Origin of the sequence: Streptomyces tailanensis, from assembly GCF_008386495.1 — a bacterium.
GTDB classification, from domain to species: domain Bacteria; phylum Actinomycetota; class Actinomycetes; order Streptomycetales; family Streptomycetaceae; genus Streptomyces; species Streptomyces tailanensis.
On the sequence record NZ_VTHJ01000097.1, the window covers coordinates 1 to 23654 of the forward strand.

At 71.4% G+C, this 23654-nt stretch carries 21 protein-coding genes and 2 pseudogenes; 11 read left to right on the plus strand and 12 right to left on the minus strand.

The window, feature by feature from the left end; genetic code table 11:
• Window positions 1-170: 170 nt before the first annotated feature.
• Complete coding sequence (locus tag F3T56_RS42445) at window positions 171-1295, minus strand: glycerate kinase (protein WP_149830842.1); 1125 nt, start codon at window positions 1293-1295, stop codon at window positions 171-173.
• A 282-nt stretch (window positions 1296-1577) separates the two neighbouring features.
• Between F3T56_RS42445 and F3T56_RS42450 the strand changes: the two genes are divergently transcribed.
• The 3 genes and pseudogenes from F3T56_RS42450 to F3T56_RS42460 all read left to right on the plus strand — a co-directional run bounded on the left by F3T56_RS42450 (window position 1578) and on the right by F3T56_RS42460 (window position 5718).
• Window positions 1578-2654 carry an ADP-ribosylglycohydrolase family protein gene (locus tag F3T56_RS42450; RefSeq protein ID WP_149830843.1) on the plus strand — a complete coding sequence of 359 codons (1077 nt, stop codon included), beginning with the start codon at window positions 1578-1580 and terminating at the stop codon, window positions 2652-2654.
• A gap of 16 nt (window positions 2655-2670) precedes the next feature.
• Window positions 2671-2999 (plus strand): annotated as a pseudogene (locus F3T56_RS42455) (NUDIX domain-containing protein); the annotation flags it as partial.
• Window positions 3000-3360: 361 nt separating this feature from the next.
• The gene (locus F3T56_RS42460) at window positions 3361-5718 is read left to right on the plus strand and encodes a protein kinase domain-containing protein (protein WP_149830824.1); all 2358 of its coding nucleotides are present in this window, start codon (window positions 3361-3363) and stop codon (window positions 5716-5718) included.
• Window positions 5719-5819: 101 nt separating this feature from the next.
• Here F3T56_RS42460 and F3T56_RS42465 read toward each other — a convergent pair whose 3' ends face one another.
• Window positions 5820-6386, minus strand: a complete 567-nt coding sequence (locus tag F3T56_RS42465; RefSeq protein WP_149830825.1) for a DUF3455 domain-containing protein — start codon at window positions 6384-6386, stop codon at window positions 5820-5822.
• Window positions 6387-6627: 241 nt separating this feature from the next.
• Here F3T56_RS42465 and F3T56_RS42470 point away from each other — a divergent pair, with 241 nt between their 5' ends.
• Complete coding sequence (locus F3T56_RS42470; protein ID WP_149830826.1) at window positions 6628-7371, plus strand: SIR2 family NAD-dependent protein deacylase; 744 nt, start codon at window positions 6628-6630, stop codon at window positions 7369-7371.
• Here F3T56_RS42470 and F3T56_RS42475 read toward each other — a convergent pair.
• From F3T56_RS42475 to F3T56_RS42485, 3 genes are all read right to left on the minus strand, one after another.
• Complete coding sequence (locus F3T56_RS42475; RefSeq protein ID WP_149830827.1) at window positions 7368-7859, minus strand: methylated-DNA--[protein]-cysteine S-methyltransferase; 492 nt, start codon at window positions 7857-7859, stop codon at window positions 7368-7370. The two genes, F3T56_RS42470 and F3T56_RS42475, sit on opposite strands and share 4 nt — an antisense overlap.
• 44 nt (window positions 7860-7903) lie before the next feature.
• The gene (locus F3T56_RS42480; protein WP_149830828.1) at window positions 7904-9400 is read right to left on the minus strand and encodes an AlkA N-terminal domain-containing protein; all 1497 of its coding nucleotides are present in this window, start codon (window positions 9398-9400) and stop codon (window positions 7904-7906) included.
• 193 nt (window positions 9401-9593) lie between these two features.
• A complete protein-coding gene (locus tag F3T56_RS42485; RefSeq protein WP_172639428.1) occupies window positions 9594-11525 on the minus strand; it encodes a heavy metal translocating P-type ATPase in 1932 nt (643 codons plus the stop codon).
• A gap of 57 nt (window positions 11526-11582) precedes the next feature.
• On the opposite strand from F3T56_RS42485, the gene F3T56_RS42490 reads away from it, so the two are divergent.
• Window positions 11583-11963 (plus strand): ArsR/SmtB family transcription factor, encoded by a 381-nt coding sequence (locus F3T56_RS42490; protein ID WP_149830830.1) that lies wholly within the window; start codon window positions 11583-11585, stop codon window positions 11961-11963.
• A gap of 10 nt (window positions 11964-11973) precedes the next feature.
• Here the strand turns inward: F3T56_RS42490 and F3T56_RS42495 are convergent, their stop codons facing one another.
• On the minus strand, window positions 11974-12285 hold the full coding sequence (locus F3T56_RS42495; protein WP_149830831.1) for a hypothetical protein: 312 nt from the start codon (window positions 12283-12285) through the stop codon (window positions 11974-11976).
• A 1097-nt stretch (window positions 12286-13382) separates the two neighbouring features.
• On the opposite strand from F3T56_RS42495, the gene F3T56_RS42500 reads away from it, so the two are divergent.
• Window positions 13383-15323: a hypothetical protein gene (locus F3T56_RS42500; RefSeq protein ID WP_149830832.1), complete on the plus strand. Its 1941-nt coding sequence runs from the start codon at window positions 13383-13385 to the stop codon at window positions 15321-15323.
• A gap of 252 nt (window positions 15324-15575) precedes the next feature.
• Entirely contained in the window at window positions 15576-15956 is a 381-nt protein-coding gene (locus F3T56_RS42505; protein ID WP_172639426.1) for a DUF4190 domain-containing protein, read from the plus strand.
• Between the two features lie 71 nt (window positions 15957-16027).
• On the opposite strand, the gene F3T56_RS42510 is transcribed toward F3T56_RS42505, so the two are convergent.
• Both F3T56_RS42510 and F3T56_RS49555 read right to left on the minus strand, forming a co-directional pair.
• The gene (locus F3T56_RS42510) at window positions 16028-16429 is read right to left on the minus strand and encodes an ATP-binding protein (protein ID WP_149830834.1); all 402 of its coding nucleotides are present in this window, start codon (window positions 16427-16429) and stop codon (window positions 16028-16030) included.
• A gap of 51 nt (window positions 16430-16480) precedes the next feature.
• Window positions 16481-16747 (minus strand): cold-shock protein, encoded by a 267-nt coding sequence (locus F3T56_RS49555; RefSeq protein ID WP_281291963.1) that lies wholly within the window; start codon window positions 16745-16747, stop codon window positions 16481-16483.
• A 233-nt stretch (window positions 16748-16980) separates the two neighbouring features.
• Here F3T56_RS49555 and F3T56_RS42520 point away from each other — a divergent pair.
• Window positions 16981-18719: pseudogene (locus tag F3T56_RS42520) on the plus strand (sensor histidine kinase).
• A 29-nt stretch (window positions 18720-18748) separates the two neighbouring features.
• Here F3T56_RS42520 and F3T56_RS42525 read toward each other — a convergent pair.
• The 3 genes from F3T56_RS42525 to F3T56_RS42535 are packed head-to-tail and all read right to left on the minus strand — an operon-like array spanning window position 18749 to window position 20492.
• Window positions 18749-19936, minus strand: a complete 1188-nt coding sequence (locus tag F3T56_RS42525; RefSeq protein WP_281291966.1) for a PP2C family protein-serine/threonine phosphatase — start codon at window positions 19934-19936, stop codon at window positions 18749-18751.
• Window positions 19882-20403, minus strand: coding sequence for a respiratory nitrate reductase subunit gamma (locus F3T56_RS49560; protein WP_149830837.1), 522 nt, complete (start codon window positions 20401-20403; stop codon window positions 19882-19884). The genes F3T56_RS42525 and F3T56_RS49560 overlap by 55 nt, the downstream gene beginning before the upstream one ends.
• Window positions 20340-20492 (minus strand): hypothetical protein, encoded by a 153-nt coding sequence (locus F3T56_RS42535; protein ID WP_246204533.1) that lies wholly within the window; start codon window positions 20490-20492, stop codon window positions 20340-20342. The genes F3T56_RS49560 and F3T56_RS42535 overlap by 64 nt, the downstream gene beginning before the upstream one ends.
• 202 nt (window positions 20493-20694) lie before the next feature.
• Here F3T56_RS42535 and F3T56_RS42540 point away from each other — a divergent pair, with 202 nt between their 5' ends.
• Window positions 20695-21117: a pyridoxamine 5'-phosphate oxidase family protein gene (locus tag F3T56_RS42540; RefSeq protein WP_149830838.1), complete on the plus strand. Its 423-nt coding sequence runs from the start codon at window positions 20695-20697 to the stop codon at window positions 21115-21117.
• Window positions 21118-21148: 31 nt separating this feature from the next.
• Here F3T56_RS42540 and F3T56_RS42545 read toward each other — a convergent pair whose 3' ends face one another.
• Entirely contained in the window at window positions 21149-21538 is a 390-nt protein-coding gene (locus F3T56_RS42545) for a DUF6223 family protein (protein WP_149830839.1), read from the minus strand.
• A gap of 219 nt (window positions 21539-21757) precedes the next feature.
• On the opposite strand from F3T56_RS42545, the gene F3T56_RS42550 reads away from it, so the two are divergent.
• Both F3T56_RS42550 and F3T56_RS42555 read left to right on the plus strand, forming a co-directional pair.
• Window positions 21758-22903: a sensor histidine kinase gene (locus F3T56_RS42550; RefSeq protein ID WP_149830840.1), complete on the plus strand. Its 1146-nt coding sequence runs from the start codon at window positions 21758-21760 to the stop codon at window positions 22901-22903.
• Between the two features lie 23 nt (window positions 22904-22926).
• Window positions 22927-23598 carry a response regulator gene (locus F3T56_RS42555; protein ID WP_149830841.1) on the plus strand — a complete coding sequence of 224 codons (672 nt, stop codon included), beginning with the start codon at window positions 22927-22929 and terminating at the stop codon, window positions 23596-23598.
• Window positions 23599-23654: the final 56 nt, after the last annotated feature.

Consider the following 23654-nt stretch of genomic DNA (forward strand, 5'->3'; position numbering starts at 1 on the left):
CCGCGCCCCTTAAGGGGCGCGGGGAACTGCGCGACCAGCCCCCACCCACCCGCACCCGCCAACCCACCGACTGGACCGAGCTCTCAGGCGAAGCAGGGTCGAAGGGGCGGCAGCCCCTCGGGATGGGAATGGGTAGGGGCGGCGGGGGCGAGGAAACCCCGAGACACCCCTCAGGTGAGGAAGTCCCGGGCGATCCGTTCCGCCACGTCTTCCAGGATCGGGCCCGGCTCGGCGATGCAGCGCTCCACGTCGGGCTCGACATCGGTCAACGGATACGCCCGCCGGATCCCCGCCCGCCCCAGCGCCTCCGGGGGGAGGGCGAGACGGCCGCAGACCGCTACGACCTCCTTGTCGGCAGCTCGGGCGGCCGCCGCGACGCCCGCCGGAGCCTTCCCGTGGAGGGTCTGTTCGTCCAGGGAGCCCTCGCCGGTGATGACGAGCGTCGCCTTCTCCAGCGCCTCCGCGAAGCCCAAGACATCGAGCATGACCTCGATGCCGGGGCGGAACCGGGCGCCGAGGATGAGCGCGCCGTAGCCGATACCGCCCGCGGCGCCCGCACCAGGCGCGACGGCGTGCTCGGCGGCACGGCCACCGAGCGTCGTCTCCAGCACGGTCGCGAAGTGGCCCAGCGCCGCATCCAGCGTCGCAACGTCCTCGGGGCCCGCCCCCTTCTGCGGCCCGTACACGGCGGGCGCGCCCTTCGGCCCGGTCAGCGGGTTATCCACATCGCTGGCCAGGACGAAGTCGACCGCGCCGGAGCCCAGCCGGGGGTCGAGGCCCGAAAGGTCGGCGGTGACCAGGTCACGCAGGCCTCCCCCACCCGGCCCGACCGGCTCACCGGCGGCGTCGAGGAACCGCGCGCCGAGCGCGGCGAGCATCCCCGCACCACCGTCCGTTGTCGCGCTCCCGCCCACGCCGAACACAATGGTCCGCGCACCGGCGTCCAGCGCGGCACGCAGCAGCTCCCCGGCCCCGTACGTCGACGCCGTGAGCGGCGCGAAGACCCCGGCGGGCAGCCGCTGCAACCCGCTGGCCTCGGCCATCTCGACCACGGCGGTGTCGCCGCGCAGCGCATACGCGGCGGTGACGGGCTCGCCCAGCGGCCCGGCGACCCGTACCTCGCGGCGTTCGAATCCGGCCGCGATCGCCGCGGCCACGGTGCCGTCGCCCCCGTCGGCCACCGGCAGCGCCTCGACCTCCAGGGTGGGCAGCACCCGGCGCAGGCCCGCCGTGACCCGCTCGGCGACCTGGACGGCCGTCAGCGTGCCCTTGAACTTGTCCGCGGCGATCAGCACCCGCGGGGTTGCCGTCTCAGCGTCGATCCCGTCCACAGCGGCGTTCGCCACCTTGCATTCCCCTCGCTCATCAGGCCTTGCGCACGTCAAGGCAGTTGCGCCGCTGTGACCCTAACCGCCCCGGGCCACGTCCGCCATGCCGCGTATCGCCCATCGAACACCACGGGCCCACGCCGACGCCGTACCGCACAGACGGCGCGGCCACCCCGACGCCGTACGGCGAATCCCGAGCGCCCCCGCCCGGAATCGGGTAGACCTTCAGCCATGACCGCCATGACCCCCATGACCCCTGTGGGCACCGAACTCGCCGACCGCGTTCTCGGGGGCTGGCTGGGCCGGATCGCGGGCAACATGCTCGGGAAGCCGGTCGAGCAGGGCGACCACTGGACGCGGGAGCGCATCGACCGCTATCTGCGGCAGGCCGATGCCCTGCCCCTGACCGACTACCTCCCGGAGCCGGCCGACGAGAGCGACGCGCTCGCGCTGCGCCCCGAGTGGAGGGAGTGCGTACGCGGCCGTATCCACGGCAGCTGCCGCGACGACGACGTCGACTACGCGATCCTCGGCCTGCACCTCCTGGAGACACACGGTTTCGGCTTCAGCACCGAGCAGGTCGGCGACCTGTGGCTGCTGCGGCTGCCGTATCTGCAGACGTTCACGGCGGAACGGGCGGCCTACCGCAACCTCGCGAACGGTCTGAAGCCGCCGCTGACCGCCACGTACGAAAACCCCTACCAGGAGTGGATCGGCGCCCTCATCCGGGCCGACGTCCACGGCTGGACCTGCCCGGGCGCGCCCGGTCGCGCCGCATCGCTGGCCCGCCGCGACGCGGTGCTGTCGCACACCGGCAACGGGGTGTACGGGGCGATGTGGGCGGCGGCGCTGATCTCGGCGGCGTTCACGGCGCCCACCGTGCGGGAGGCCCTGGACCAGGCGTTGACGGTCGTCCCGGCGAGCAGTCGCCTCGCCCGTACCGTGCGGCGGGTCGTCTCGCTGTACGACACCGGGCTGGCCTGGGAGGACACGCTCACCACGGTGGGCAAAGAGACCGCCGGGCTGGGGTGGATCCACACCATCCCGAACGTCGCGGTGCTCACAGCCGGGCTGCTCTACGGCGAGGGCGACTTCACCCGCACCATCGCGCTGACCGTCCGCGGCGGCCTGGACACCGACTCGAACGGCGCGACCGCCGGTTCGGTGGCCGGTGTGCTGTGCGGGGCGGCGGCGATCCCGGACCGGTGGAAGGAGCCCCTGGAGGACACCGTACGCAGCGCCGTGTTCGGCTTCGACGGGGTACGGATCAGCGAACTCGCCGAACGGACGGTGCGGTTGACGGAGGCCGGAGGGCCGTGGGGGTGAGGGCTGCCGCCGCTACGTCTTCCGTGACAGTGAAGGGCGGCCCCTGCTCGTGGAGCACCCAACTGCCATGAGGAATGGGCGCTCCCAGGCGGCACGATCGAGTCGGACGACGGGGAGACACCAAGACAGGGCGCGCGGCGCGAGACCGCCGAGGAGATCGAACTGGACGTCGAGTTGGGCCGGCTGCTCGCGGTGGACTGGGTGCACGGGGCCGGGCGGCCGCCGCTGGTGGCCTACCCGTATGACGGCGGGGTGCTGAGCCAGTAGGGCGAGGAGGGCCTGAAGAGGAGCCGGCTGCAAGAGGAGGAGCTTCTCTCCTGGCGGCTCGTGCCACGCGCCGAACTGGGGAACCAGGTCGACTGAGGGGAGGGGACGAAGATCGGCCACGGAGGGGGTGGTTCCGTGGTCGGCGGCAGGTGACAGGAGTCAACTGACGTACCGTCAACTTCCCTTGTACAGAACGTGAGATGGGTGTGCGCTTCAATTAATAGAACTTTAAAGCGCTGGCTGAAAACGCTCCCCGTCCGCCACTTGAGCCTCTAGGCTGACGTAAACCCCGTTCGAGCGGCCCCGCCCGCTGCGCGCGGCTTCGGCAGGATGCGGGGCGTCTGGGAGTGGTCTCCGGGAGCCGCCCGGACAAGCCGGTCTCCCCCCCACCCACGGGTCGCTTCTCGCCCGTCATCACCGAGAACAGGCAGCTGAGGTCATGGAACCACTGGGCCCCGACGATCCCCAGGTACTAGGTCCCTACCGTCTCGGGGCACGGCTCGGTGCAGGAGGGATGGGGCGGGTCTACCTGGCTCGGACCCCGGAGGGACGGATTCTGGCGGTCAAGGCCATCCGTCCCGAGCTGATGGGGGACAGGAACTTCCGCATCCGGTTCCGCCGTGAGGTGGAGGCCGCGGGCGCGGTCGGCGGCAGATTCACGGCGCCCGTGGTGGACGCCGACCCGGACGGCGCCACGCCCTGGCTGGCCACCGAGTACATAGCCGGGCCCACCCTGGCCGAGGCGGTCGCCGAGCACGGCCCGCTGCCGGTGGAATCGGTGCTCGTGCTGGGCGCCGGCATCGCTGAGGCGCTCATCTCGGTGCAGGCCGCCGGGCTGGTGCACCGCGACCTCAAGCCGTCCAACGTGCTGCTCGCCGCCGACGGCCCCCGCGTCATCGACTTCGGCATCGTCCGCGCGACCGACGGCTACGACCTCACCCGCTCCGGGGCCCTGTTCGGCTCCTTCGAGTACATGTGTCCCGAGCAGGCCACGGGCGAGCCGCTGGGTCCCGAAGGAGACATCTTCTCCCTCGGCTCGGTCCTCACGTACGCCGCGTCCGGGCACGCCCCGTTCAGCGGAACCGCGGCGGCCACCCTCCTCTACCAGGTCGTGCACAGCCCACCCGACCTGACGGGCGTACCCGATCCACTGGACAAGATCATCCACCTCTGTCTCACCAAGGACCCACGGCTGCGGATCACCCCGGACAAGCTGGCCGCGGCCTGCGCGCCCGGCGGGGTGGAGCAGATGACGGAGGACGGCTGGCTGCCGCCTCCGGTGACCACCTCGATCGCGCTGCGCACGGCGGCGGTGGAGACCCTCGGCACCACGCCGGGCGCCCCGGCCGGGGTGCCCTCCGCCGGCGCGGACGAGCGGGTGGCGTACGCGAACGACCCGGTCCCGTACGCGTACGGCCAGGGCCCGGACGACACCCCGGTGCCGCGCCCCCTGCGCGACTCCGGCGCGCCGTACGCCTCCTCCTCCTCCTCCTCCTCCTCCTCCGACAGGCCCGGCTGCGCGGACAAGGCGCCGATCGTCGCCGACCCGCCGGGACCGGCCCCCTACGCCGTCCCGGGGGACATCACACCGGACGGCCCCGCCTCACCCGGGCATCGCCGGGGCCTCCCCCGGCCCGGGCCGTCCCGGCGTACGGTTCTCGCCGCGTCGGCGGGCGCCACCGCCGTCGCCGTGGGCGCCGCGCTGCTGCTCACCCGCGGAGAGGAACCCGCCGCACAGTCCGTACTGCCGCTCGGCCCGGCCCCGAAGCCGGCCTGGACCTTCCGCGGTGATCCGCTGCTCCAGGCACCGGCCGTCTTCCACGAGGGGACAGCCCTGGTGAAGAGCCGCCCGGGTGACATGCTCTGCCTCGACCTCAAGGACGGCACCCGGCCCAAGTGGGTGTACGAGGGCATCAGTACCTCGGCCACCCCGGCCATACTGGCCTTCGACGCGGCGGTCGCGCTGGGCGAGGGCTCAACGGTGATCGGTATCGACCCCGCCGACGGGACGGAACGTTTCACCCTCGACTTCGGGCCGGACTTCCGCTTCGACACACTGCTCGGCAGGACCAGCGACCGTACCCTTTCCGTCCTCGGTGTCCGGCTCCAGCGCGAGTCCGAAGACCAGGGCAACGCGACGTCCACGGACACCGTGTTCTCCGTGGACCTCGCGGCCCGCCGGGCCGAGGTCATCCCCATCAGCCCGGAGGACGTCGGCGTCCGGCTGTTGCCGGTCATCATCCCCGGCTACTTCGTCTACGCCGACGGCCTGCGCAACGTGACGGTCCGCAGCACCGAGAGATCCGGCGTCGTCTGGCGGCACCCTGTCGGCTACGCCCTCCGGCCGGGCCTCGCCGTGCTCGACCGTACGGTGTTCGCCATCGGCCGCGAACTCAGGGCGCTGAACCTCCTCGACGGCAAGGCCCGCTGGCGGGTGACACCGGACAGCGGCCAGTTCGCCTCGCTCGGCGCCCAAGGCAACACGGTGTACGTCACCGGCACGAACCCCTCCGGCGTCTACGCCTTCAACGCCGCGACCGGCACCCGGCGTTGGTTCTGTCCCACCCCTCGCCTCAACGTCGACCTGCCGATCACCGCGGGCCCCGAGGCGCTCTACGTCCCCGCCTACAAGAACAGGAACGGCTTCTACGCGATCGACGCCGCCCGCGGCAGCCTGCTGTGGAACTTCACCGACGGCGTGGAGACCGGCGTCAACCAGTGGCAGCTCGCCGTCGACGGCACCGGCCGCCTGGTCGCCCAGCACTACGACCGCACGTACGGCTTTGCGGCACCCTGAGCGGCACCCACGGCAGACTGGCAGGGGCCCCTCGCGCACCACCGCGAGGAACCCCTGCCGGTCTGCCGGTTGACTTCTTACCGTCGGCCTCTCTTACCGCATCACTTGTCGGGCTTGTAGAAGGCGTAGACGGCCGAGTAGGGGACGCTGGTCTGGTCGGTACCGCTGCAGGCGGTGGTGGGGGCGACGCCGCCGCGGGTGTCGAGGCGCTGGATGTAGGAGACGTCGGCGAAGATCCCGGTGCCGCGCGTGGCGGTCGCCTGGAGGAGCAGTTCGGGGATGGTGCCGGGCTTGGGGGAGTTGGCGACGGCGGCGGCGTTGACCGCGCTGCCGTCCACCGTGGACACCCAGACGGGGCCGCGGGAGTGCAGGGCGACGGTCCGGTGGGAGGGGTCCTTCTTGGCCCAGAGGGTGGCGGCGGGCTCCAACAGCTTCCAGGCGCCGTCGGTGCAGGTGTAGGTCTGGACACCTTCCGCGGCGAGAACACTGGTGAGCCGGTTGCCGTCGGGAACCTTCAACGCGGGCGGGACGTCGACACCCGCGCGGGTGGACTTCGACTCCGCGGGCTTCGACTCGGCGGCCTGGCCGATCGTCGCGCTCAGGAGAGTACCGGTGGTCACGGCGGCGAGAGCCGTGGTGGTGAGGATGAGACGTTTGGTGAGCCTCATCAGCTGTGTGTCTCCAAAACGATTTCTGTGGGGGCCGCGCAGATGGCGGGACACGGTGTCCCTGTGGGGACCGCCGAGGGTCACGTCATGTCCGCCGTACTGGGAACGTTGACGGATCATCACGCCGCGCGAGTACGAAGTATGTCGGGACGGGTTCCGGCCCCACAAGGGACTGCGGGGCACCCGACCGGAGCAGTCATATCCATTCGCCCCGAGCAGACATGAGCCCTACTGTCGGCCCATGACCAAGCCTCTCGTCGCCATCCTCAGCGGCGCCGGTATTTCCACGGACTCCGGCATCCCGGACTACCGCGGTCCCAACGGGCTGTGGCGGCGGGATCCGGCGGCCGAGAAGCTCGTGACGTACGAGTACTACATGAGTGATCCGGAGATCCGGCGCCGTTCATGGCAGATGCGGCGGCAGAGCGAGACGCTGAAGGCGGAGCCGAACGCCGCGCACCTGGCCGTCGCCGAGCTGGAGCGGTCCGGGGTGCCGGTGCGGGTGATCACACAGAACGTGGACGGACTCCACCAGCTCGCCGGGATGCCAACTCGTAAGGTCCTCGAACTGCACGGCACCGCACGTGCTGTCGTCTGCACCCAGTGCCATGCGCGCGGGCCGATGGAAGACGCCCTCGCCCGCGTCGAGGCCGGCGAGGACGACCCGCCCTGCCTGGAGTGCGGAGGTGTACTGAAGTCGGCGACCGTGATGTTCGGCGAACGCCTCGACCCGGTCGTGCTGGGCGAGGCCGTCGCGATCACCAAGGCCTGCCAGATCTTCATCGCCGTCGGCACCAGCCTCCAGGTCCAGCCCGCCGCCGGGCTCGCCGGCATCGCCGCCGACCACGGCGCCCGCCTGATCATCGTCAACGCCGAGCCCACCCCGTACGACGACCTCGCCGACGAAGTCGTACGTGAACCCATCGGCACCGCCCTCCCGGAGCTGCTGCGCACGCTGCGCGACGCCGATCAGGCGGACGGCTAGAAGAGCGTTGCTCCGCTCTCGAAGTTCAGCAGGCGCTTCTTGCGGTCCAGGCCGCCGCCGTATCCCGTGAGGCCGCCGCTCGCGCCGACGACCCGGTGGCAGGGCACGATGATGCCGATCGGGTTCTTGCCGTTGGCGAGTCCGACCGCACGGGAGGCGGCGGGGTTGCCGAGGCTTTCGGCCAGTTCGCCGTACGAGCGGGTCTCGCCGTAGGGGATGCGCTGGAGTTGCTGCCAGACGGAGCGTTGGAACGGCGTTCCGCTCAGCCGCAGTTCCAGCGTGAACTCCTTCAACTCCCCCGCGAAATAGGCCTCCAGCTGTTCCTCGGTCTCGGCGAAGAGCGTGTCGCCGCGTTCACCGAAGCTCTCCTCCGGCGGGCGGTGACGTTGTTCGGTCATGTAGAGGCCGCTCAGGACGCCGTCGTCGGCGACGAGGGTGAGGGGGCCGTAGGGGCTGTCGATGATCGTGTGTTTCTTCTGCTCATTCATGGCTGTCCTTCATGATCGGCCTACATGACCGTCCTTCTGTTTCCTTACAGCGGAAGGAAGTTGATCGGGTGGCTGTCCGTCGCCCACAGGTACTGGACCGCGTACGCCCGCCACGGCCGCCAGGCCGCCGCGCGGGCCGTGAGCGCGGCCGGGGTGGACGGCAGGCCCAGCTCCTGTGCCGCGCGCCGGATCCCGAGGTCGGTGGCGAGGAAGGCGTCCGGATCGCCGAGGGCTCGCATGGCGATGACGTCGACGGTCCAGGGGCCGAAGCCGGGGAGGGCGAGGAGCTGGTCGCGGGTCTCCGCCCAGTCGCTGTCCACGCCCAAGTGCAGGTCACCGTCGGCGAGTTGGCGGATGAGGGTGGTGAAGGTGGTCCGACGGGTGCGGGGCATCGCGAGAGTCTCGGGGTCCACGGCCGCGAGCGCCTCGGGCGACGGGAAGAGATGGGTGAGGCCGCCCTCGGGGTCGTGGACGGGTTCGCCGTGCGCGGTGACCAGCCGGGCCGCGTGGGTGCGGGCGGCGGCCGTGGACACCTGCTGGCCGAGCACCGCCCGTACGGCGAACTCGGCTTCGTCGACGGTACGCGGCACCCGGCGCCCCGGCGCCTTGTCCACCAGCGGCGCTAGCACCGGGTCGGTGCGCAGCTGCTCGTCGACGGCGACCGGGTCGGCGTCCAGGTCCAGCATGCGGCGGCAGCGGCTGATGGCGACGGGCAGGTCGCGCAGATCGCTGAGGGTGAGGCGGCAGCCGATGTGGTCGGGCTCCGGGGTGAGGCCGACGATGCCGTGGCCGTACGGAAGGCGGAGCGTGCGCCGGTACGCGCCGTCGCGCCACTCCTCCACTCCCGGTACGGCGGTCGCGGCGAGGTGACCGAAGAGGTTGTCCGGGTTGAGCGGGGCCCGGAAGGGCAGCCTGAGGCTCAATACACCGGACGTGCCGGGAGAGTTGGCCTGTCGCGTTCGGGTACGGGCCGCCCGTTCGCGCAGGTCGCTCGGCGACAGCGCGAAGACCTCCCGCACGGTGTCGTTGAACGTCCGGATCGACGCGAACCCGGCGGCGAACGCGATCTGCGCCATCGGCAGCGCGGTCGTCTCGATCAACAGCCGAGCGGTCTGTGCCCGCTGGGCCCGGGCGAGCGCGAGCGGCCCCGCCCCCAGCTCGGCCAGCAGCTGCCGCTCGATCTGCCGGGTGCTGTACCCGAGCCGCCGGGCCAGCCCCGGCACGCCCTCACGGTCCACCACCCCGTCCCCCACGAGCCGCATTGCCCGAGCCACCAGATCGGCCCGCTGGTCCCACTCGGGCGATCCCGGACTCGTGTCCGGCCGACACCGCTTGCACGCCCGGAACCCGGCCTGCTGACAGGCCGCCGCACTCGGATGGAACGTCATGTTCTCCGGCTTGGGCGGCACGACCGGACAACTCGGCCGACAGTAGATCATGGTGGTCAGCACCGCCGTGAAGAACCACCCGTCGAACCGAGCGTCCTTCGACTGCACGGCCCGCACGCACCGCTCGACGTCCTCATACATCCCGTTCCGCATGGCTCAAGGATCGGGGATGGGAAGGAGGGAGGCTGGCGGGAATCCGACATCAAGGTAGGGCTGACCTCGGAACCGCCGGGTGCCGTTTAGGGGCTCGGGGCTGTATCAATGTGCGGCTCCGCCGCGTGGGCGCGACCAGCCCACGACAACCCGCAGTCGCCCCGACACCTGAAGCCCCTCCCCTTTAGGCGAACTAACCCACAGCCCGCCGCCAAGCAGCCTCCCGAAGCAACCGCAGCCCATTCAGGCCCACCAACACAGTCGACCCCTCATGCCCCGCCACCCCGAGCGGCAACGGCAGATGCCCCACCAGATCCCACACCACCAGCACGGCAATGCACACCCCCGCGATCACCAGGTTCTGCACCACCAACCGCCGAGCAGCCCGAGACAGCCGTACGACCGCGGGAATCGCGACAAGCTCGTCGCGCACCACCACCGCATCCGCCGTCTCCAGCGCCAGATCGGACCCCGCACGCCCCATCGCCACCCCAGAGTGCGCCGCGGCCAGCGCGGGCGCGTCGTTGACGCCGTCCCCGACGAACAGCACCTTCCCGTCGCCGCGCTGAAGCTCCCGTACGGCGTCCACCTTGTCCTCGGGCAGCAGCCCGGCGCGTACGTCGGTGATGCCGGTGTCGGCGGCCACCTGCGCGGCAGCGACCAGGTTGTCGCCGGTGAGCAGGACGGGCGACGAGCCGGCCACCGTCGTGAGCGCGGCGACGGCGGCCGGGGCGTCATGACGCAACCGGTCCATCAGCGTGACGGTCCCGACAGCAACCCCGTCCCGCTCCACGAGAACGGTGGTCCCGCCGGAGGCCTCCGCGTACTCCCCCGGCCGCCCGACCGTCACCACGCGCCCTGCGACCGTGGCGCGCACACCACGTCCGGGAGTCGCGGTGAACTCCTCGGCGGGGGCGACACTCAGCCCCCGGGCGCGGGCGGCGGCCACGACAGCCCGCGCCAGCGGATGCTCACTCGGGTGCTCGGCGGCCGCGGCCAGCGCGAGCAGCGTGTCCTCGTCGAGCCCGGAGCCCGGCAGCGGCCGTACGGCGGTGACCTCGGGTGTGCCCTCGGTCAGGGTGCCGGTCTTGTCGAGGGCGGCGACATCGATCTCGCCCAACCGCTCCATCACGACGGCGGACTTGACCAGAACACCGTGCCGGCCGGCGTTGGCGATGGCGGAGAGCAGCGGCGGCATGGTGGCGAGCACGACCGCGCACGGCGAGGCGACGATCATGAAGGTCATGGCGCGGAGCAGCGCGGCCGTGAGGTCCTCGCCGAAGGCCAGCGGCATGCCGAAGACGGCGAGGGTGGCGACGACGACCCCGACGGCGTACCGCTGTTCGACCTTCTCGATGAACAGCTGGGTCGGCGCCTTGGTGCGCGAGGCCTCCTCGACGAGGCTGACGATGCGGGCGATCACGGAGTCGGCCGGGTCGCGTTCGACGCGTACGCGCAGCGCGCCCGTACCGTTGAGGGTGCCCGCGAAGACCTCGTCGCCGGGGGCCTTGGGGACGGGCAGCGGTTCGCCGGTGATGGTGGCCTGGTCGGCCTCGCTCTCGCCGTCCAGGACCAGCCCGTCGGCGCCGATGCGCTCACCTGGGCGGACCAATACGACGTCACCGACGGCGAGTTGATCCGTCGGTACGGTCTCCTCGGCCGAGCCGTCGGCGGAGACCCGCGTGGCCGTCGTGGGCGCGAGGTCGAGCAGGCCGCGTACGGAGTCGGCGGTGCGGGCGGTGGCCAGGGCCTCCAGGGCGCCGGAGGTGGCGAAGATGACGATCAACAGGGCGCCGTCGAGGACCTGGCCGATCGCGGCGGCGCCGAGCGCCGCGACGATCATCAGCAGGTCGACGTCGAGGCTCTTCTCGCGCAGCGCCCGCAGCCCTTCGAGGGCGGGCTCCCAGCCGCCGGCCGCGTACGCGACGGCGTAGAGCGGGCCGTACAGCCAGGCGGAGGCGCCGGCGAGGTCCAGCGGGAAGGCGATCAGGAAGGCGACGGTCGACACCAGGGCCCAACGGGCTTCCGGCAGCGCGAGGACTCGGGTACGGCGTCGGGGGGCCGTCGACGTGGACGTACGGCGGACCGGTGACGGGGCAAGGGTGGCAGACACGGGCCACACCATACAGGAACACATGAAGACTCATTCATTCCTTCATGTGCGATGGGTAAGATACTCGCCATGGGTCATGGAGCCGTCACCGCCGCGCAGAACGCCCCGCAGGAGGCCACCGCTCGCGTGCGGCTGGACGCGGCCAACGTCGCCAAGGTGGCCACCACCCTCCAGGCCCTCTCCACCCCGTCCCGCCTGCTGATCCTGGCCCGCCTGCGCGAGGGCCCGCTCCCGGCGACCGAACTGGCCGCCGAGGTCGGCATGGAACAGTCCGCCTGCTCCCATCAGCTGCGCCTGCTGCGCAACCTGGGGTTGGTGGTGGGTGAGCGCCGGGGCCGTTCGGTGGTGTACGCGCTGCACGACCACCATGTCGCCGAGCTGCTGGACCAGGCCGTGTACCACGTGGAGCACTTGCGGCTGGGGATCAGCGACGCGCCTGAAGGGGACTGAGCCCCGAGCCCTAACCGCGGTGGTCGCGACTCTTCCAGTGTCCCGTCAGGCGAGCGGACCAGCGGGCAGCCCAGCCGGTCTCCTGGGGAGCGGGGTACCAGCAGTGGTGATCATCGGCCGCGCCACCGGAGTCGTCCCGTATTCCTATGGAGTACGGATCGTGTGGGACCGGCTGCATGGTTGCGGGCAGGTGGGGCTTGCCCAGTGCGGTGCACCAAGGGCAGGCGTCGGTGTCCGCACCAGGGCCGGTGGCGTGGTCGCCGTAGTCACGGATTCCCGAGACGTAGGGGTCGTGCCGTGGTCGATCAAGGCGGTCGGCCATGGGATGGCTCCATCTGAGGGGTGGGGTCGTCGGCCGGCGTACCGCGGACACGCGTCTGTGCGAGGTCGGGCTGGTGGCGCTGTGTGTGGCGGCTGCGATTCGGTCAGCGATACCGCTCCCCCTCCAGCACGATCGGCTCAGCCGGAACAACGTGAGCGGGACATGGCCGACACCCCTGTGGGGCTACGCCCGCCCTGCCGTCCCGCTCGGGCCCTCATGTTGGTAGATATTTCTACGCGCCGGAAGAGGTGGCGTGACCTGGCGAATACGTCCAACGTGTTCGAATATCGCCTACCCGTTCGCCCCCGAGGGTCGACGGGCACACGTCAGACGGCCCGCCCCAGGACGAGTGCACTCCGCAAGTGCGTTGTGTCGACTATGCACTCGGATGGGTGAACCGGACCGCGTGCCGTCGTAGTGGTCGGGGGTGGATGGTCCAGCATGAGGCCGCTTTGCCGCTATCCCCTGTCAGGAAGGTTCCTTCCGTCATGCCTGTCCCCGCCTCTCCTCGTCTCACCGGTCGGCTGTGGACGGTGCGGATCGTCCCACGTGGCCGACCCGCCGAAGGCATCTCCGGTCTGGAGTGCTCCGCGCCGGGCTGTGCGACGGTCACCAGCGAACGCCATCGGGTGCCCGCGCAGGCCCGCGCAGCGGCTCTGGCGCACTTGGCGGTCCACGCCCGTCAGGCGGGCGCGGCACGCGAGCGGGCTTCCTGCCGTTGCCGCGGCGAGGGCTGTGCTTGGCACACGACGCCTGGGCGGTGTGGCGGGAACGTGTGCCTGGCGGTGGTGCCGGATCGCTACGGACGGGTGTGGAGGCTTGCGGAGGTGTGCGCCCGGTGCGTGGCCGCCATTCCGCATACGAGGATTGTCTCTGCCGCGGCGCCGAAACCGGCGGCGACCGGGACTTCCGAGGCCCCGCCGCGAACGCGGCCGACGACAGTGCCGGAGGGCTTCACCGCTCCCGATACGTCTGGTGCTCCACGACAGCCAGTGACCCCTGAGCCGGAGCCGAAGCGAGAGCCGAAGCCAGCGCCGAAGCCAGTGGCTGAGACATCGCCGCCGCTCCCGGTCGTCAGTCCGGCATCGCCCGCTGCCGTGCCCCAGGCCAGAACCGAGAAGACCCCGGCTGCGGCTGCGGCTGCTCCTGCCGTACCGAAACCCCTGACCACACCGTCGGGCAGGCCGCTGCTGACGACCGGTCAGGCGGTGGCGCTCCGCCGCCTGTGGGATTATCTGGCCTCCCGCCGGCCGGGCAGTAGTACGGAGGCCAGGCTGCTGGCGTTGCTGTGTACGCCCAGGGCGGCACGCTCCGCGCAAGGAGCCGGCCGGGCCAACCTGCTCACCCAGGATCTGACGGGCCTGCTGAAGCTGACGGACCCGCGCGCGGCGGTGCGGGATCTGGTTGCCTGCGGGTGGCTGCAGGCCTCGGTCGAGGAGGTCATGGCCGCCGCGAAGCTGCCGGTGGAATGCGGCGTTCCGGACTTCGACGACCCGCAGGCGGCTCCGTTCCGGGTGGCCAAGAGCGCCCGTTCCCGGCTCTCCGGCTGGTGCATGCGGCTGCTGAGCCACAAGCGGCTGCGGAAGCGGTCGGCCGGGGTCCGGCTGGTCGCCGCGTACGCCGCCGCGCACGCCGCCTCCACCGGCGCGGGTGAGGCGGATCTGACGCACCTGGCCGCGGCCTGTCGGCTGACCGCCGAGGAGGCATCGGCGATTGCCGCCGACTTGCGGGAGGCCGGCTGGTTCACCGAGGTCGCAATTGCCGACGGCCGGATGCGCTACCAACTGGCCGAGGAGGTCTGGGGCTTCGCCGAGGCAGCGCCCCGGCCGCCCGCCGCTCCCGCACCGTCCGCCGCACAGAAGGCGCCTGCCCGGCGCAGCCCCAAGTCTCCGATCGATGATCAGATGCCGCTGGACGAACGGCTCCGTCTCGCACGTCAGAAACTTGGCGGGGGCCTGGCCGGTGATGTCGAACGCGCGCTGGGGTGCTCGCTGTGCGTGGACGAGGGCGTGGTCAATCACATCCCGGAGCCGAAGCACCTGCCCCGACGGCTGGAACTGACGTCCTACGCCACACGGACGGCCCTCAACGGGCGGCAGGCAGCCGTCCTGCAGGCCGTACTCGACCGCGTCGCGCGGACCGCCCCTCCAAGTGGTCCGAACGTCCGGCTGGCCGCCGTGTGGTGGGGCGTACGGGCCATCTGGTGCGGCGAGTTGGAGCTGTCCGCACCCAAGCTGGAGCGCATCCCCGTTCCCGGCATCGTCGCCGCCCTGAACGAGCTGACGGCAAGCGGCTGGCTGCGTGCCGACCTGGACGAGGTCACCGCGGCCTGCGATGACGAACCAGCCCTCGGCGTCATTCCGGAGCTGGTGGGCGACGAACCATCGCTGTGGCTCGCACGCGACGCTGCCACACATCTCGGCGCCTGGGTGCGGCAACTGCTGAGGCACCCGCTGCTGGCCGAAGCGTCCTCCGTCCACCACTCGGTGGCGCTGTACCTGACCGCGCACGCGCTCCCCGACCGCCGGGTCGAAGTTCCGCTCGATGCCCTCGTCGCCGGCTCCGCCGCCGGCTGTGCGGCGAGCGTCGAGGCCGCCGTGGAGGAGTTGCACCAAGGCGGTTGGCTCTCCCAGCCGCCTGCCACGGCCGACGGTCTGCTCGGCACCCGGCTCAGCGAGACCGCGGCGGCCATCGCCTCACCGAGTCCTGCCGTGTACGAGCCCGTCGGCTATACGCCGGCGGACCCGGCCAAGTACGAGCGCGGTGCCGCACTTGTCGACGGCCGTCAGGCGGACATGGCGCGCTGGGTCGAGGACTACCGCACCCGCCACGGCCACGGCCCCAGTTGGCGAACCCTGCGCAACGCCCACCTCGACCACGACGACCCGATGCGCATGGATCCCACGCACAGCAAGGCCATCGCGAGCCTGTGCAAGAGCGGCTGGCTGGTCGGCGTCGGCAGGCCGTACGGGTTGCGGCCCGGCTGGCGCTTCCGAGAGGCCCACGACCTCGCTACGACACCCCGAACGGAATGCTGACGAAGGAGATCCAGGCCTGACTGGAGCAAGGGGCCGCACGGGTGGACGACACCCTGCGGCGTGTGCGTGAGGCGGGCCCCGCGGAGAAGGCGAGCCGGGTCCGCTACGCCGCGCAGCGCCGGCGCGAGGCGTTCAAGGACGGCCCATCGTCGCCGCGCACGCGGCGTGGGGTGCACCGGCAAGCGCCTCGGGACCCCTCCCCGGCGCAGCATGGCAACCTGCCGTGACGCTCGCGCCACGAGGAGGCCCATCATGTCTGCGCCATCCGACCCGGACCCGTCTCTCGATGACCTGAACCCGTCCACGCCTCAGTCGAGCGCTCCGATGCCGCCGACACCCGGGCAGCAGGCACCGACGCATGCCCCTTGGACCGCCTACCCTGCCTACCCCTACGCGCCACCCCGTCCGACCAACGGGTTGGCCATCGCGTCCATGGTGCTGGGCATCGTGTGGATCTACTGGATCGGCAGCGTCCTCGCGCTGATCTTCGGCTATGTGGCACGCAAACAGATCAAGGAACGCCACGAAGGGGGTGGGGGCATGGCCACCGCCGGAATCGTGCTCGGCTGGGTGGGTGTCGGGGTGCTGTCGCTCCTGCTGGTCGCCGGCTTCATGTCCTCCATGTCGACCTGAAACAGCGTGGCTGCCCGGCATCGCCGACCTTGCGGCCCCAACGTCCGGAGCAAGCTCGGCAGTTCGCCGCTTCAATGCGTCAGCGGCAGCACTGCGGTCACGGTCTTGCCGTTCGGACTGCTGCGGACCTGCACGTCCGCGGACAGGTCCCGTACCAGGTACCAGCCGAAGCCGCCGGGTTCTCTCACATCGGTTCGCCGGGGGCGGGGCGGAGTGGGGCTCGCGTCTGCCACGGAGACCGTCACCGTGCCCGGTCCCGCCTTGAGTTCGAATCCGGTGACTCCGCCGGCGTGCCGCACCGCGTTGGTCACCAGCTCCGACACGACGAGCAGGACGGCATTCGCCTCCGAATCGTCCTCCGGTGTGAGCACGGACAAGAAACCGCGTGTGACGTTCCGTGCCCGCTCGGGAGCCTGCGGGCTTCCACCTCTCAGAGGTTCGTGGTCCTCATCGGGCAGTTGCACCATGGTCATCTCCGGCGCCTTGACAGTGCGACACCATTCGGCTGCCCCGAAGCGGTCACCTCATCCCCGAACGCACGAACAAGGCCCCGGATTGGGCGGCCATTGGGCGCACCGTCCCGGAGCGTCCGGACGCGCCTCGGCGATGGGACAGATGTTGTCGGCCCGGATGCCGTCGGAGTCGAAGGTGATGTCGAAGAGGACCCGCTCGCCCGCAGCCAGCGCCTCCGCGCCGGGGCCGTGAACGGCCGAGCGGTGGACGACGGCATCGGGGCCGCCGTCGTCCTGCGCTATCCGGCCCAGTCCTCGCTCAGGGTCGAACCATTTCACCGTTCCCGTCGGCACAGGTCACCCTCGTGTTGTTCGGCTGGGCGGGCGGGGCTCACACAGGGTCCGCCCGCACACGATCGGACACAAGAGAGCGCGGTTCCGGCGCGGGAGGCAGACACCCGGCGCCCCTATTCGTCGCACTACCTCAGGGAAGGACTCCCGGAGTTCAACCCGCGTGACCGTTGGGGCATGCTGGGGAGGTGCCGGCGGCACCTTTTCCGGAGGGAGCGGGGATGGCGGAGAGTCCGGCCGAAGAGCGGAGGGGCGGTGCTGTGGCACCCCAGTTGCGGCTGGACGAGCTGCTGGAGGGCCTGCAGGCGCAGGTGGCTCAGGTACGTGCGACCCGGGACCGGGTGCACACGCTGCTGGACGCGGTACTGGCGATCGGCTCCGACCTGGATCTCGACGTGGTGCTGCGGCGCATCACCGAGTCCGCGGTGGCGCTCGTGGACGCCGAGTACGGAGCGCTGGGGGTACTGGGCGAGGAAGGCCGGATCAAGCAGTTCATCACGGTCGGCGTGGACGAGGAGACCATCGAGGCGATCGGGCACTACCCCGAGGGCCAGGGCGTCCTCGGACTGCTGATCAGAGAACCGGGGCCGCTGCGGCTGGCCAACCTCGGTACGCACCCCGAATCGGTGGGCTTCCCCGAGGGGCATCCGCCGATGACCACGTTCCTGGGAGCTCCGGTGCGCGTACGCGACCGGGTCTTCGGAAACCTGTATCTGACCGACAAGCGTGGCGGGGCGCAGTTCGACGACGAGGACGAGGCGGTGCTGCGCACGCTGGCGGCGGCGGCCGGCGTGGCCGTCGACAACGCCCGGCTGTACGAGGACACGCGCCGCCGGGAGCAGTGGCTGACGGCGAGCAGTGATCTGACCCGGACCCTGTTGTCCGGGACTGACCCCGACCAGGTAATGCACCAGGTCGCCGCCACCGTGAGGGCGCTGGCCGAGGCCGATCTTGTGACGGTTGCCGTGCCGTTCGACGGCGGCGGCGAGTTGGTGATCGAGGCCGCCGAAGGGGAGGGTGCCGATCGGGTGCGCGGGCTGGTGTTGCCGGCCACCACACTGGCGGCGAAGGTCTACCACGCAGGCGAGCGGATCATCAGCAACGCGCTGTCCCAGGAACCGCAGGAAGGGGGTGGCTCCGCGGCCCACGTGGAACTGGGGGCCGGGTTCCTGCTTCCGCTGGGCGGCCGCGAGCACGCCCGCGGAGTCCTGCAGGTCGCCAACCTGCCCGGCGGCGAGGAGTTCTCCGACGCCGCCATGTCGATGATCAGTGGCTTCGCCGACCAGGCCGCACTCGCCCTGGAGATCGCCGAGCACCGACGCGAGGCCGAGCATCTCCTGGTCCTGACCGACCGCGACCGCATCGCACGCGACCTGCATGACCTGGCCATCCAGCGGCTGTTCGCCTCCGGGCTGACGCTGAACTCCGTACTCGGCCGGCTGACCGACCGGCCGCAGGTGGCCGAGCGCGTCCAGCGCGTGGTCGACGATCTCGACGACACCATCAAAACCGTACGGACCACGATCTACGCGCTGCGCGAGCGCGACCGCGCCGACTGGCGTTCCGCGCTGCGCGCGAAGTTGATGTCCGAAACCGACCAGGTCGCCGAGACACTCGGTTTCAGCCCCGCCGTGCGCATGACCGGCCTGCTGGACACCCTCGTACCCGCCGGCCACGCCGATCACCTGCTGGCGGCGCTCCGCGAGACGCTGTCGAACGCGGCCCGGCATGCGCACGCCAGCGCCATCGAGGTCACCGCCGAGACGGACGGCACTCAGCTGCGGCTGCGCGTGTCCGACAACGGGCGTGGCGTCGACCCGGCCGTCACCCGCCGCAGCGGCCTGGACACCTCCGCAAGCGAGCCACCGACCTGGGCGGCAGCCTCACGCTCACGCCGAACGCACCCACCGGCACCGTCGTGGAGTGGACGGTCCCCCTCCCGCCGGACGCGGACACGTAACCCGCGAGCCCAACCGATCCGCGTCGAGGCTACGGCCAGGCAGGCGTGCGCAGGGCAAGGATGGCCAGGTCGTCGTGGCCGTCGCTGGGGTGGAGATCGGCGAGTGTCGTGCAGAACGCGTCCAGGGGCAGAAGCACGTGGGCGGCGGCGACGGCGAGGGCCTTCAGACCTGTCGCCAGGGAGCGGCGGGGGTGTTCGATCAATCCGTCGGTGAAGAGGACAACGGTGGCGCCCGCGGGCAGGGGATGCTTGTGGTCGGGGCGGGGCTTGACGGGGTCGACGCCGAGGGGCACGCCGGGCTCGGCATCGAGATACACCGCGCGCCCGTCGCGGTTGATCAGTAGCGGGGGCAGATGGCCCGCGGTGCTCCAGTGCAGTGTCCAGGGGTGCCCGTCGGGTTCGATACGAGCCAGGCAGGCGGTGGTGAGGGGGTTGTCGGTGATGGCGTGCAGGGTGCGGTCGAGCTGGGTGAGGACCGCGCTGGGCGGGGTGCACCGGTCGTACAGCAGGGCGCGCAGCATATTGCGTGTGGAGGCCATGGCCGCCGCGGCCCGCAAGTCGTGGCCGACGACATCGCCGATGACGGCCGCACAGGCTCCGTCGGGCAGCAGGAAGGCGTCGTACCAGTCCCCGCCCAGATGGCCGGGTGCCGTGGCCGGGCGGTACACGGCGGCCGCGGCGAAGGCGCTCAGGTCGGGCAGGCACGGCAGCAGCAAGCGCTGGAACTGCTCGGCTCCGGTACGGACCCGTTCGAACAGGCGGGCGTTGTCCACGGCCACACCGGCCGCGCCGGCCAGTGCGACCACGACAGCCTCGTCCTGCTCGTCGAAGGGCCGCCCGTCGCGGCGCTCGGCCAGATACAGATCCCCGTAGATCTCGCCGCGCACCCCGATCGCCACCCCGAGCAAGCTGCGCATCGGTGGATGCCCGGGCGGGAAACCCGCGGCCTGCGGGTGGGCGGCGATCTCGTCCACCCGCAGGGGTTCGGGGTGGCGGATCAGGTGTGCCAGCAGGCCCCGGCCCTGTGGCCGCCCGACACCGGCCAAAGCGGCCATCTGCTGGTCGGTCAGCCCGACCGCGACGAAGTCCGACAGGCCCGTACGCTGCTCGTCCAGCACGCCGAGAGCACCGTAACGGGCCCCGACCAGGTCCATCGCGGTGCTCACGATCCGGTGCAGCACCACGGGCAACTCCAGCTCCCGGCTGATCGCCAGCACCGCGTCCAGCAGGCCCTCCAGCCGCGCCTGGGCGCCGGCCGGCCTGCGAGGCTGCTCGATGGCCTCGTCGAGGTGCGGATCGTGTCGCGGCAGCGGCAACTGGTCTTCCGACTCCATGGTCCGCCCGGCCTTCCTGCCGCCCTCTGTCCTGCCGTGGCCGGGACGGCAGCGGGGGATGTGGTCGGTCGCGGCGCGGACACGGTGGCGGTGAATGCTGCTGCTTCCACGATAGGGAAGGCCATCGCCTGCCGCCCCATGTGCACCAGGCGGGTGAACGGCCAGGCCGCGAAGAGCAGCGGCGCGCTGATGAAGTGGAGCTGGAACAGCAGCGAGGAGCCGAACGGCCCCGAGCCGCCCATGCCGGGGCCGCCCAACGTGGTCCAGGATGCACACGATCGCCAACTCAGGCGACCGGGCGGGACAGGGGACTGCCCGCCTTGATGCGCGTGGCCTCGACCGCTTCCCATTCCTCGGTGCTGAGGTTGGCGAGTGCGGCCGGGAAGACACCGTCCTGTTCCTTCGGGATGTGGTCGCGCAGCAGGGCCATCGCTGCCAACAGGCGGTCCGGCCAGGTCGGGTCGGGTCGGAGGCGGCCTCGGCCGGCACCGCCTCGATGTTCCCCGCCCTGGCGGGGGACTTCCCCGACCAGATCGCCGCCCTGGACGCCGAGCACCGCCGCTACGCCGGTGGTGTCCCCCTACAGGGGTAGGGCCCGTTGGCCCTACCCCTGTCGCCGCGGCCACGGCGACGATGGAGGGATGTTCCTGAACGACGCCTTTCGCTCACTCGACCGGCAGGAGTGCCTGCGTCTGCTCGGCAAGGTGCCGGTCGGCCGTGTGGTCTACACCCGGCAGGCACTGCCCGCGGTTCTCCCCATCAACTTCTCCCTCGACGCGGACGCCTCCGTCCTGTTATGCACCTCGTGGGAGTCGGATCTCGTGAACGCCATCGACGGCGTCGTCGTCGCCTTCGAGGCGGACGAGTTCGATGCGGCGGCCCGGTCCGGCTGGAGTGTGGTCGTCACCGGGCGGGCCACCGTGGTGACCGATCCCGACGAGCACGAGCGTCTGTCGCAGGCCGGCCCCACTTCCTGGATGCCCCTGCGGGACGTGGTGTTCGTACGGATCGAGTCGGAGATGATCACCGGACGCGAACTCAGGGGAACGCGCGGCACGCGGTGAGGCGGCCCGCCGACCTTCGGCACGCGCCTTGCTAAGACCCTGACGAAGACCCGGACACGCGCTCGTATCCGTTGCGCTGAGCCGTGCGGCGGGAGCGGGCCAGGGCAAGCCCGCCGAGGGCCGTACCGATCAGCCCCACGAGCATGGCCACGTAGGCCCCGCCCAGCCCGTTGCCGGTGCCGAGACCACCGTCGGCGGTGGCGGCGACCAGCACATTGAGGGCCATGCTGATCAGGCCCGCCACGATGGCCGTACTGGCCCCGAGTGATCCACGGGCGGCTCCGAATCGACCGGCGGGGCGGGCCAGCGCCAGCCCGGCGACGACCACGCCGGCGAGCCCCAGCAGCGCGCCCGTGGTGGACCCGAGTCGCCCGAGGCTGAAGTCGTAGACATCGGCGGCAAGCAGGTGATGAACAGACATCGAAGTGCTCCTTCTCTTCCTGCGGCTGGGTGTCCCTTGAGCATGTCCGCCGGTCCCACCCCAGGTCGTCCGGCCGACGCAGACACTTCGCACTGCCGCCGATGCCTCATCCGGCTACCACGAACGCGGTAGGAGGCGCGGAGGTACTGCCGGGGCGGTAGCCGACGGCTCGCCCGCGAGGCGGACTCGCCGGTGGCGGCCGCCGGTTAGGGTGCGCGCATGAGTGCAGGTGAGACCGGCGTCCGAGCCCGGGTCGGAGACTGGGTCATCGCTGTCGGCGTGGCGGGGGCGCTGCTGGTCACGGGGCTGTCCGGGCAGCGTTCCGCCACGGACTGGGCTGCCGCCGCGAACTGGGACTCGCTCGGGTACGCGCTGCTGACGGCCGGCGGGCTGGCGCTGGTCGTCCGCCGCCGGGTTCCGGTCGCCGTCCTTGCCGTCACCGGGCTGTGCGCGGTGGGGTACCAGGCGGTCGGTTTTGATGTCCCTGCCGTCGCCTACCTCTTCGCCGTGTACGCGGCCGTACGGGCAGGGCACCGCATCGCCGCGGTGGTGGCGAGCCTGGCCGTGCTGGCCGCTCTCCCGCTCGCGGCTCTCGCCTCCGGCCTCCACGACACGGGCGCGGCGTTCGCGCAGGCCCGGGGCGCCCTCGAAATCGCCTGGCTGATCGCTGCCGGGGCGGCGGGGGAAGCGCTGCGGCAGGCCGAGCGGCGGGCGGACGAGGCCGAGCGCACCCGGGAGGAGACCGCGCGGCGCCGCGCCGACGAGGAGCGGCTGCGCATCGCGCGGGAACTGCACGATGCGCTGACCCACCAGATCTCGGTCATCAAGGTGCAGGCCGAGGTCGCCGTCCACGTGGCCCGCAGGCGGGGCGAAGAGGTGCCGGAGGCCCTGCTGGCCATCCAGGAGGCCGGTCGGGAGGCGTCCCGGGAGCTGCGCGTGACGCTGGAGGCACTGCGCGACGACGACCCGACGCCGCCGCGTGGGCTCGACGACGTCCCCGAACTGGTGGAACGAGCGAGCCGGACCGGCCTGGAGGCGACACTGACGATCGAGGGACAGCGGCACGACGTGCCGGCCGCGGTGGGCCGGACGGTCTACCGGATCGTTCAGGAATCGCTGACCAACATCGCCCGCCACGCGGACGCCGGCACGGCCTCGGTCCGGATCGACTGCCGTCCGGACGCTCTCGCGGTACGCATCGACGACGATGGCAAGGCCACATCTGTCAGCGCGCCGGCGCCCGGCGTCGGGCTGCAGGGTATGCGCGAGCGCGTCACCGCCCTCGGCGGCCGGCTGCGGGCGGAGCCGCGCGGCGAAGGCGGCTTCACCGTCCAGGCCGAACTGCCCCTGGACGGAACGCCATGATCACTGCACCTGGACGGAATGCCATGATCCGTGTCCTGCTGGTCGACGACCAGCCGCTCATTCGCAGCGGATTCCGTGCGCTCCTCGATCTTGAGGACGACATCGAGGTGGTGGCGGAGGCCGCCGACGGGGGCGAGGGCCTGGAGCTGGCCCGAGAGCATCTGCCCGATGTCGCGCTCGTCGACATCCAGATGCCGGTCGTCGACGGAATCGAGACGACCCGGCGCATCGCCGCGGACCCGGCCCTGGCCGGGGTGCACGTCGTCATCCTGACCAACTACGGCTTCGACGAATACGTGTTCGACGCGCTGTGCGCCGGCGCCGCCGGATTCCTGGTCAAGGACATCGTGCCGGAGGACTTCCTGCATGCCGTACGCGTCGCGGCGCGCGGCGACGCCCTGCTCGCTCCCTCGATCACCCGCAAGCTGATCAACCGGTACGTCACCCAGCCGCTCCCCACCCACACCGGCGCCGGCACCAGGCTGGAAGAGCTGACCAGCCGCGAACGCGAAGCCGTCGTTCTGGTCGCGCGGGGCCTGTCCAACGACGAGATCGCGGGCCGACTGGTCATCAGCCCGCTGACCGCGAAAACCCACATCAACCGGGCCATGACCAAGCTCCGTGCGCGGGACCGGGCCCAGCTCGTGGTGCTCGCCTACGAATCCGGCCTGGTGGCCCCGCACATGGGGTGGTGAGCAGGTGGCAATCAAGGACACGCGAGCGTGTTCTGGTGGTGCGGGAGTGAGTCTCC

Excerpts from the sequence above, each read along its gene's own strand:
- F3T56_RS42450 (WP_149830843.1), top strand. The coding sequence starts at position 1,578 with ATGACCCCTGTGGGCACCGAACTCGCCGACCGCGTTCTCGGGGGCTGG.
- F3T56_RS42460 (WP_149830824.1), top strand. The coding sequence starts at position 3,361 with ATGGAACCACTGGGCCCCGACGATCCCCAGGTACTAGGTCCCTACCGT.
- F3T56_RS42465 (WP_149830825.1), bottom strand. The coding sequence starts at position 6,386 with ATGAGGCTCACCAAACGTCTCATCCTCACCACCACGGCTCTCGCCGCC.
- F3T56_RS42470 (WP_149830826.1), top strand. The coding sequence starts at position 6,628 with ATGACCAAGCCTCTCGTCGCCATCCTCAGCGGCGCCGGTATTTCCACG.
- F3T56_RS42475 (WP_149830827.1), bottom strand. The coding sequence starts at position 7,859 with ATGAATGAGCAGAAGAAACACACGATCATCGACAGCCCCTACGGCCCC.
- F3T56_RS42480 (WP_149830828.1), bottom strand. The coding sequence starts at position 9,400 with ATGCGGAACGGGATGTATGAGGACGTCGAGCGGTGCGTGCGGGCCGTG.
- F3T56_RS42485 (WP_172639428.1), bottom strand. The coding sequence starts at position 11,525 with ATGGTGTGGCCCGTGTCTGCCACCCTTGCCCCGTCACCGGTCCGCCGT.
- F3T56_RS42490 (WP_149830830.1), top strand. The coding sequence starts at position 11,583 with ATGGGTCATGGAGCCGTCACCGCCGCGCAGAACGCCCCGCAGGAGGCC.
- F3T56_RS42495 (WP_149830831.1), bottom strand. The coding sequence starts at position 12,285 with ATGGCCGACCGCCTTGATCGACCACGGCACGACCCCTACGTCTCGGGA.
- F3T56_RS42505 (WP_172639426.1), top strand. The coding sequence starts at position 15,576 with ATGTCTGCGCCATCCGACCCGGACCCGTCTCTCGATGACCTGAACCCG.
- F3T56_RS42510 (WP_149830834.1), bottom strand. The coding sequence starts at position 16,429 with ATGACCATGGTGCAACTGCCCGATGAGGACCACGAACCTCTGAGAGGT.
- F3T56_RS49560 (WP_149830837.1), bottom strand. The coding sequence starts at position 20,403 with ATGGGAAGCGGTCGAGGCCACGCGCATCAAGGCGGGCAGTCCCCTGTC.
- F3T56_RS42540 (WP_149830838.1), top strand. The coding sequence starts at position 20,695 with ATGTTCCTGAACGACGCCTTTCGCTCACTCGACCGGCAGGAGTGCCTG.
- F3T56_RS42545 (WP_149830839.1), bottom strand. The coding sequence starts at position 21,538 with ATGTCTGTTCATCACCTGCTTGCCGCCGATGTCTACGACTTCAGCCTC.
- F3T56_RS42550 (WP_149830840.1), top strand. The coding sequence starts at position 21,758 with ATGAGTGCAGGTGAGACCGGCGTCCGAGCCCGGGTCGGAGACTGGGTC.
- F3T56_RS42555 (WP_149830841.1), top strand. The coding sequence starts at position 22,927 with ATGATCCGTGTCCTGCTGGTCGACGACCAGCCGCTCATTCGCAGCGGA.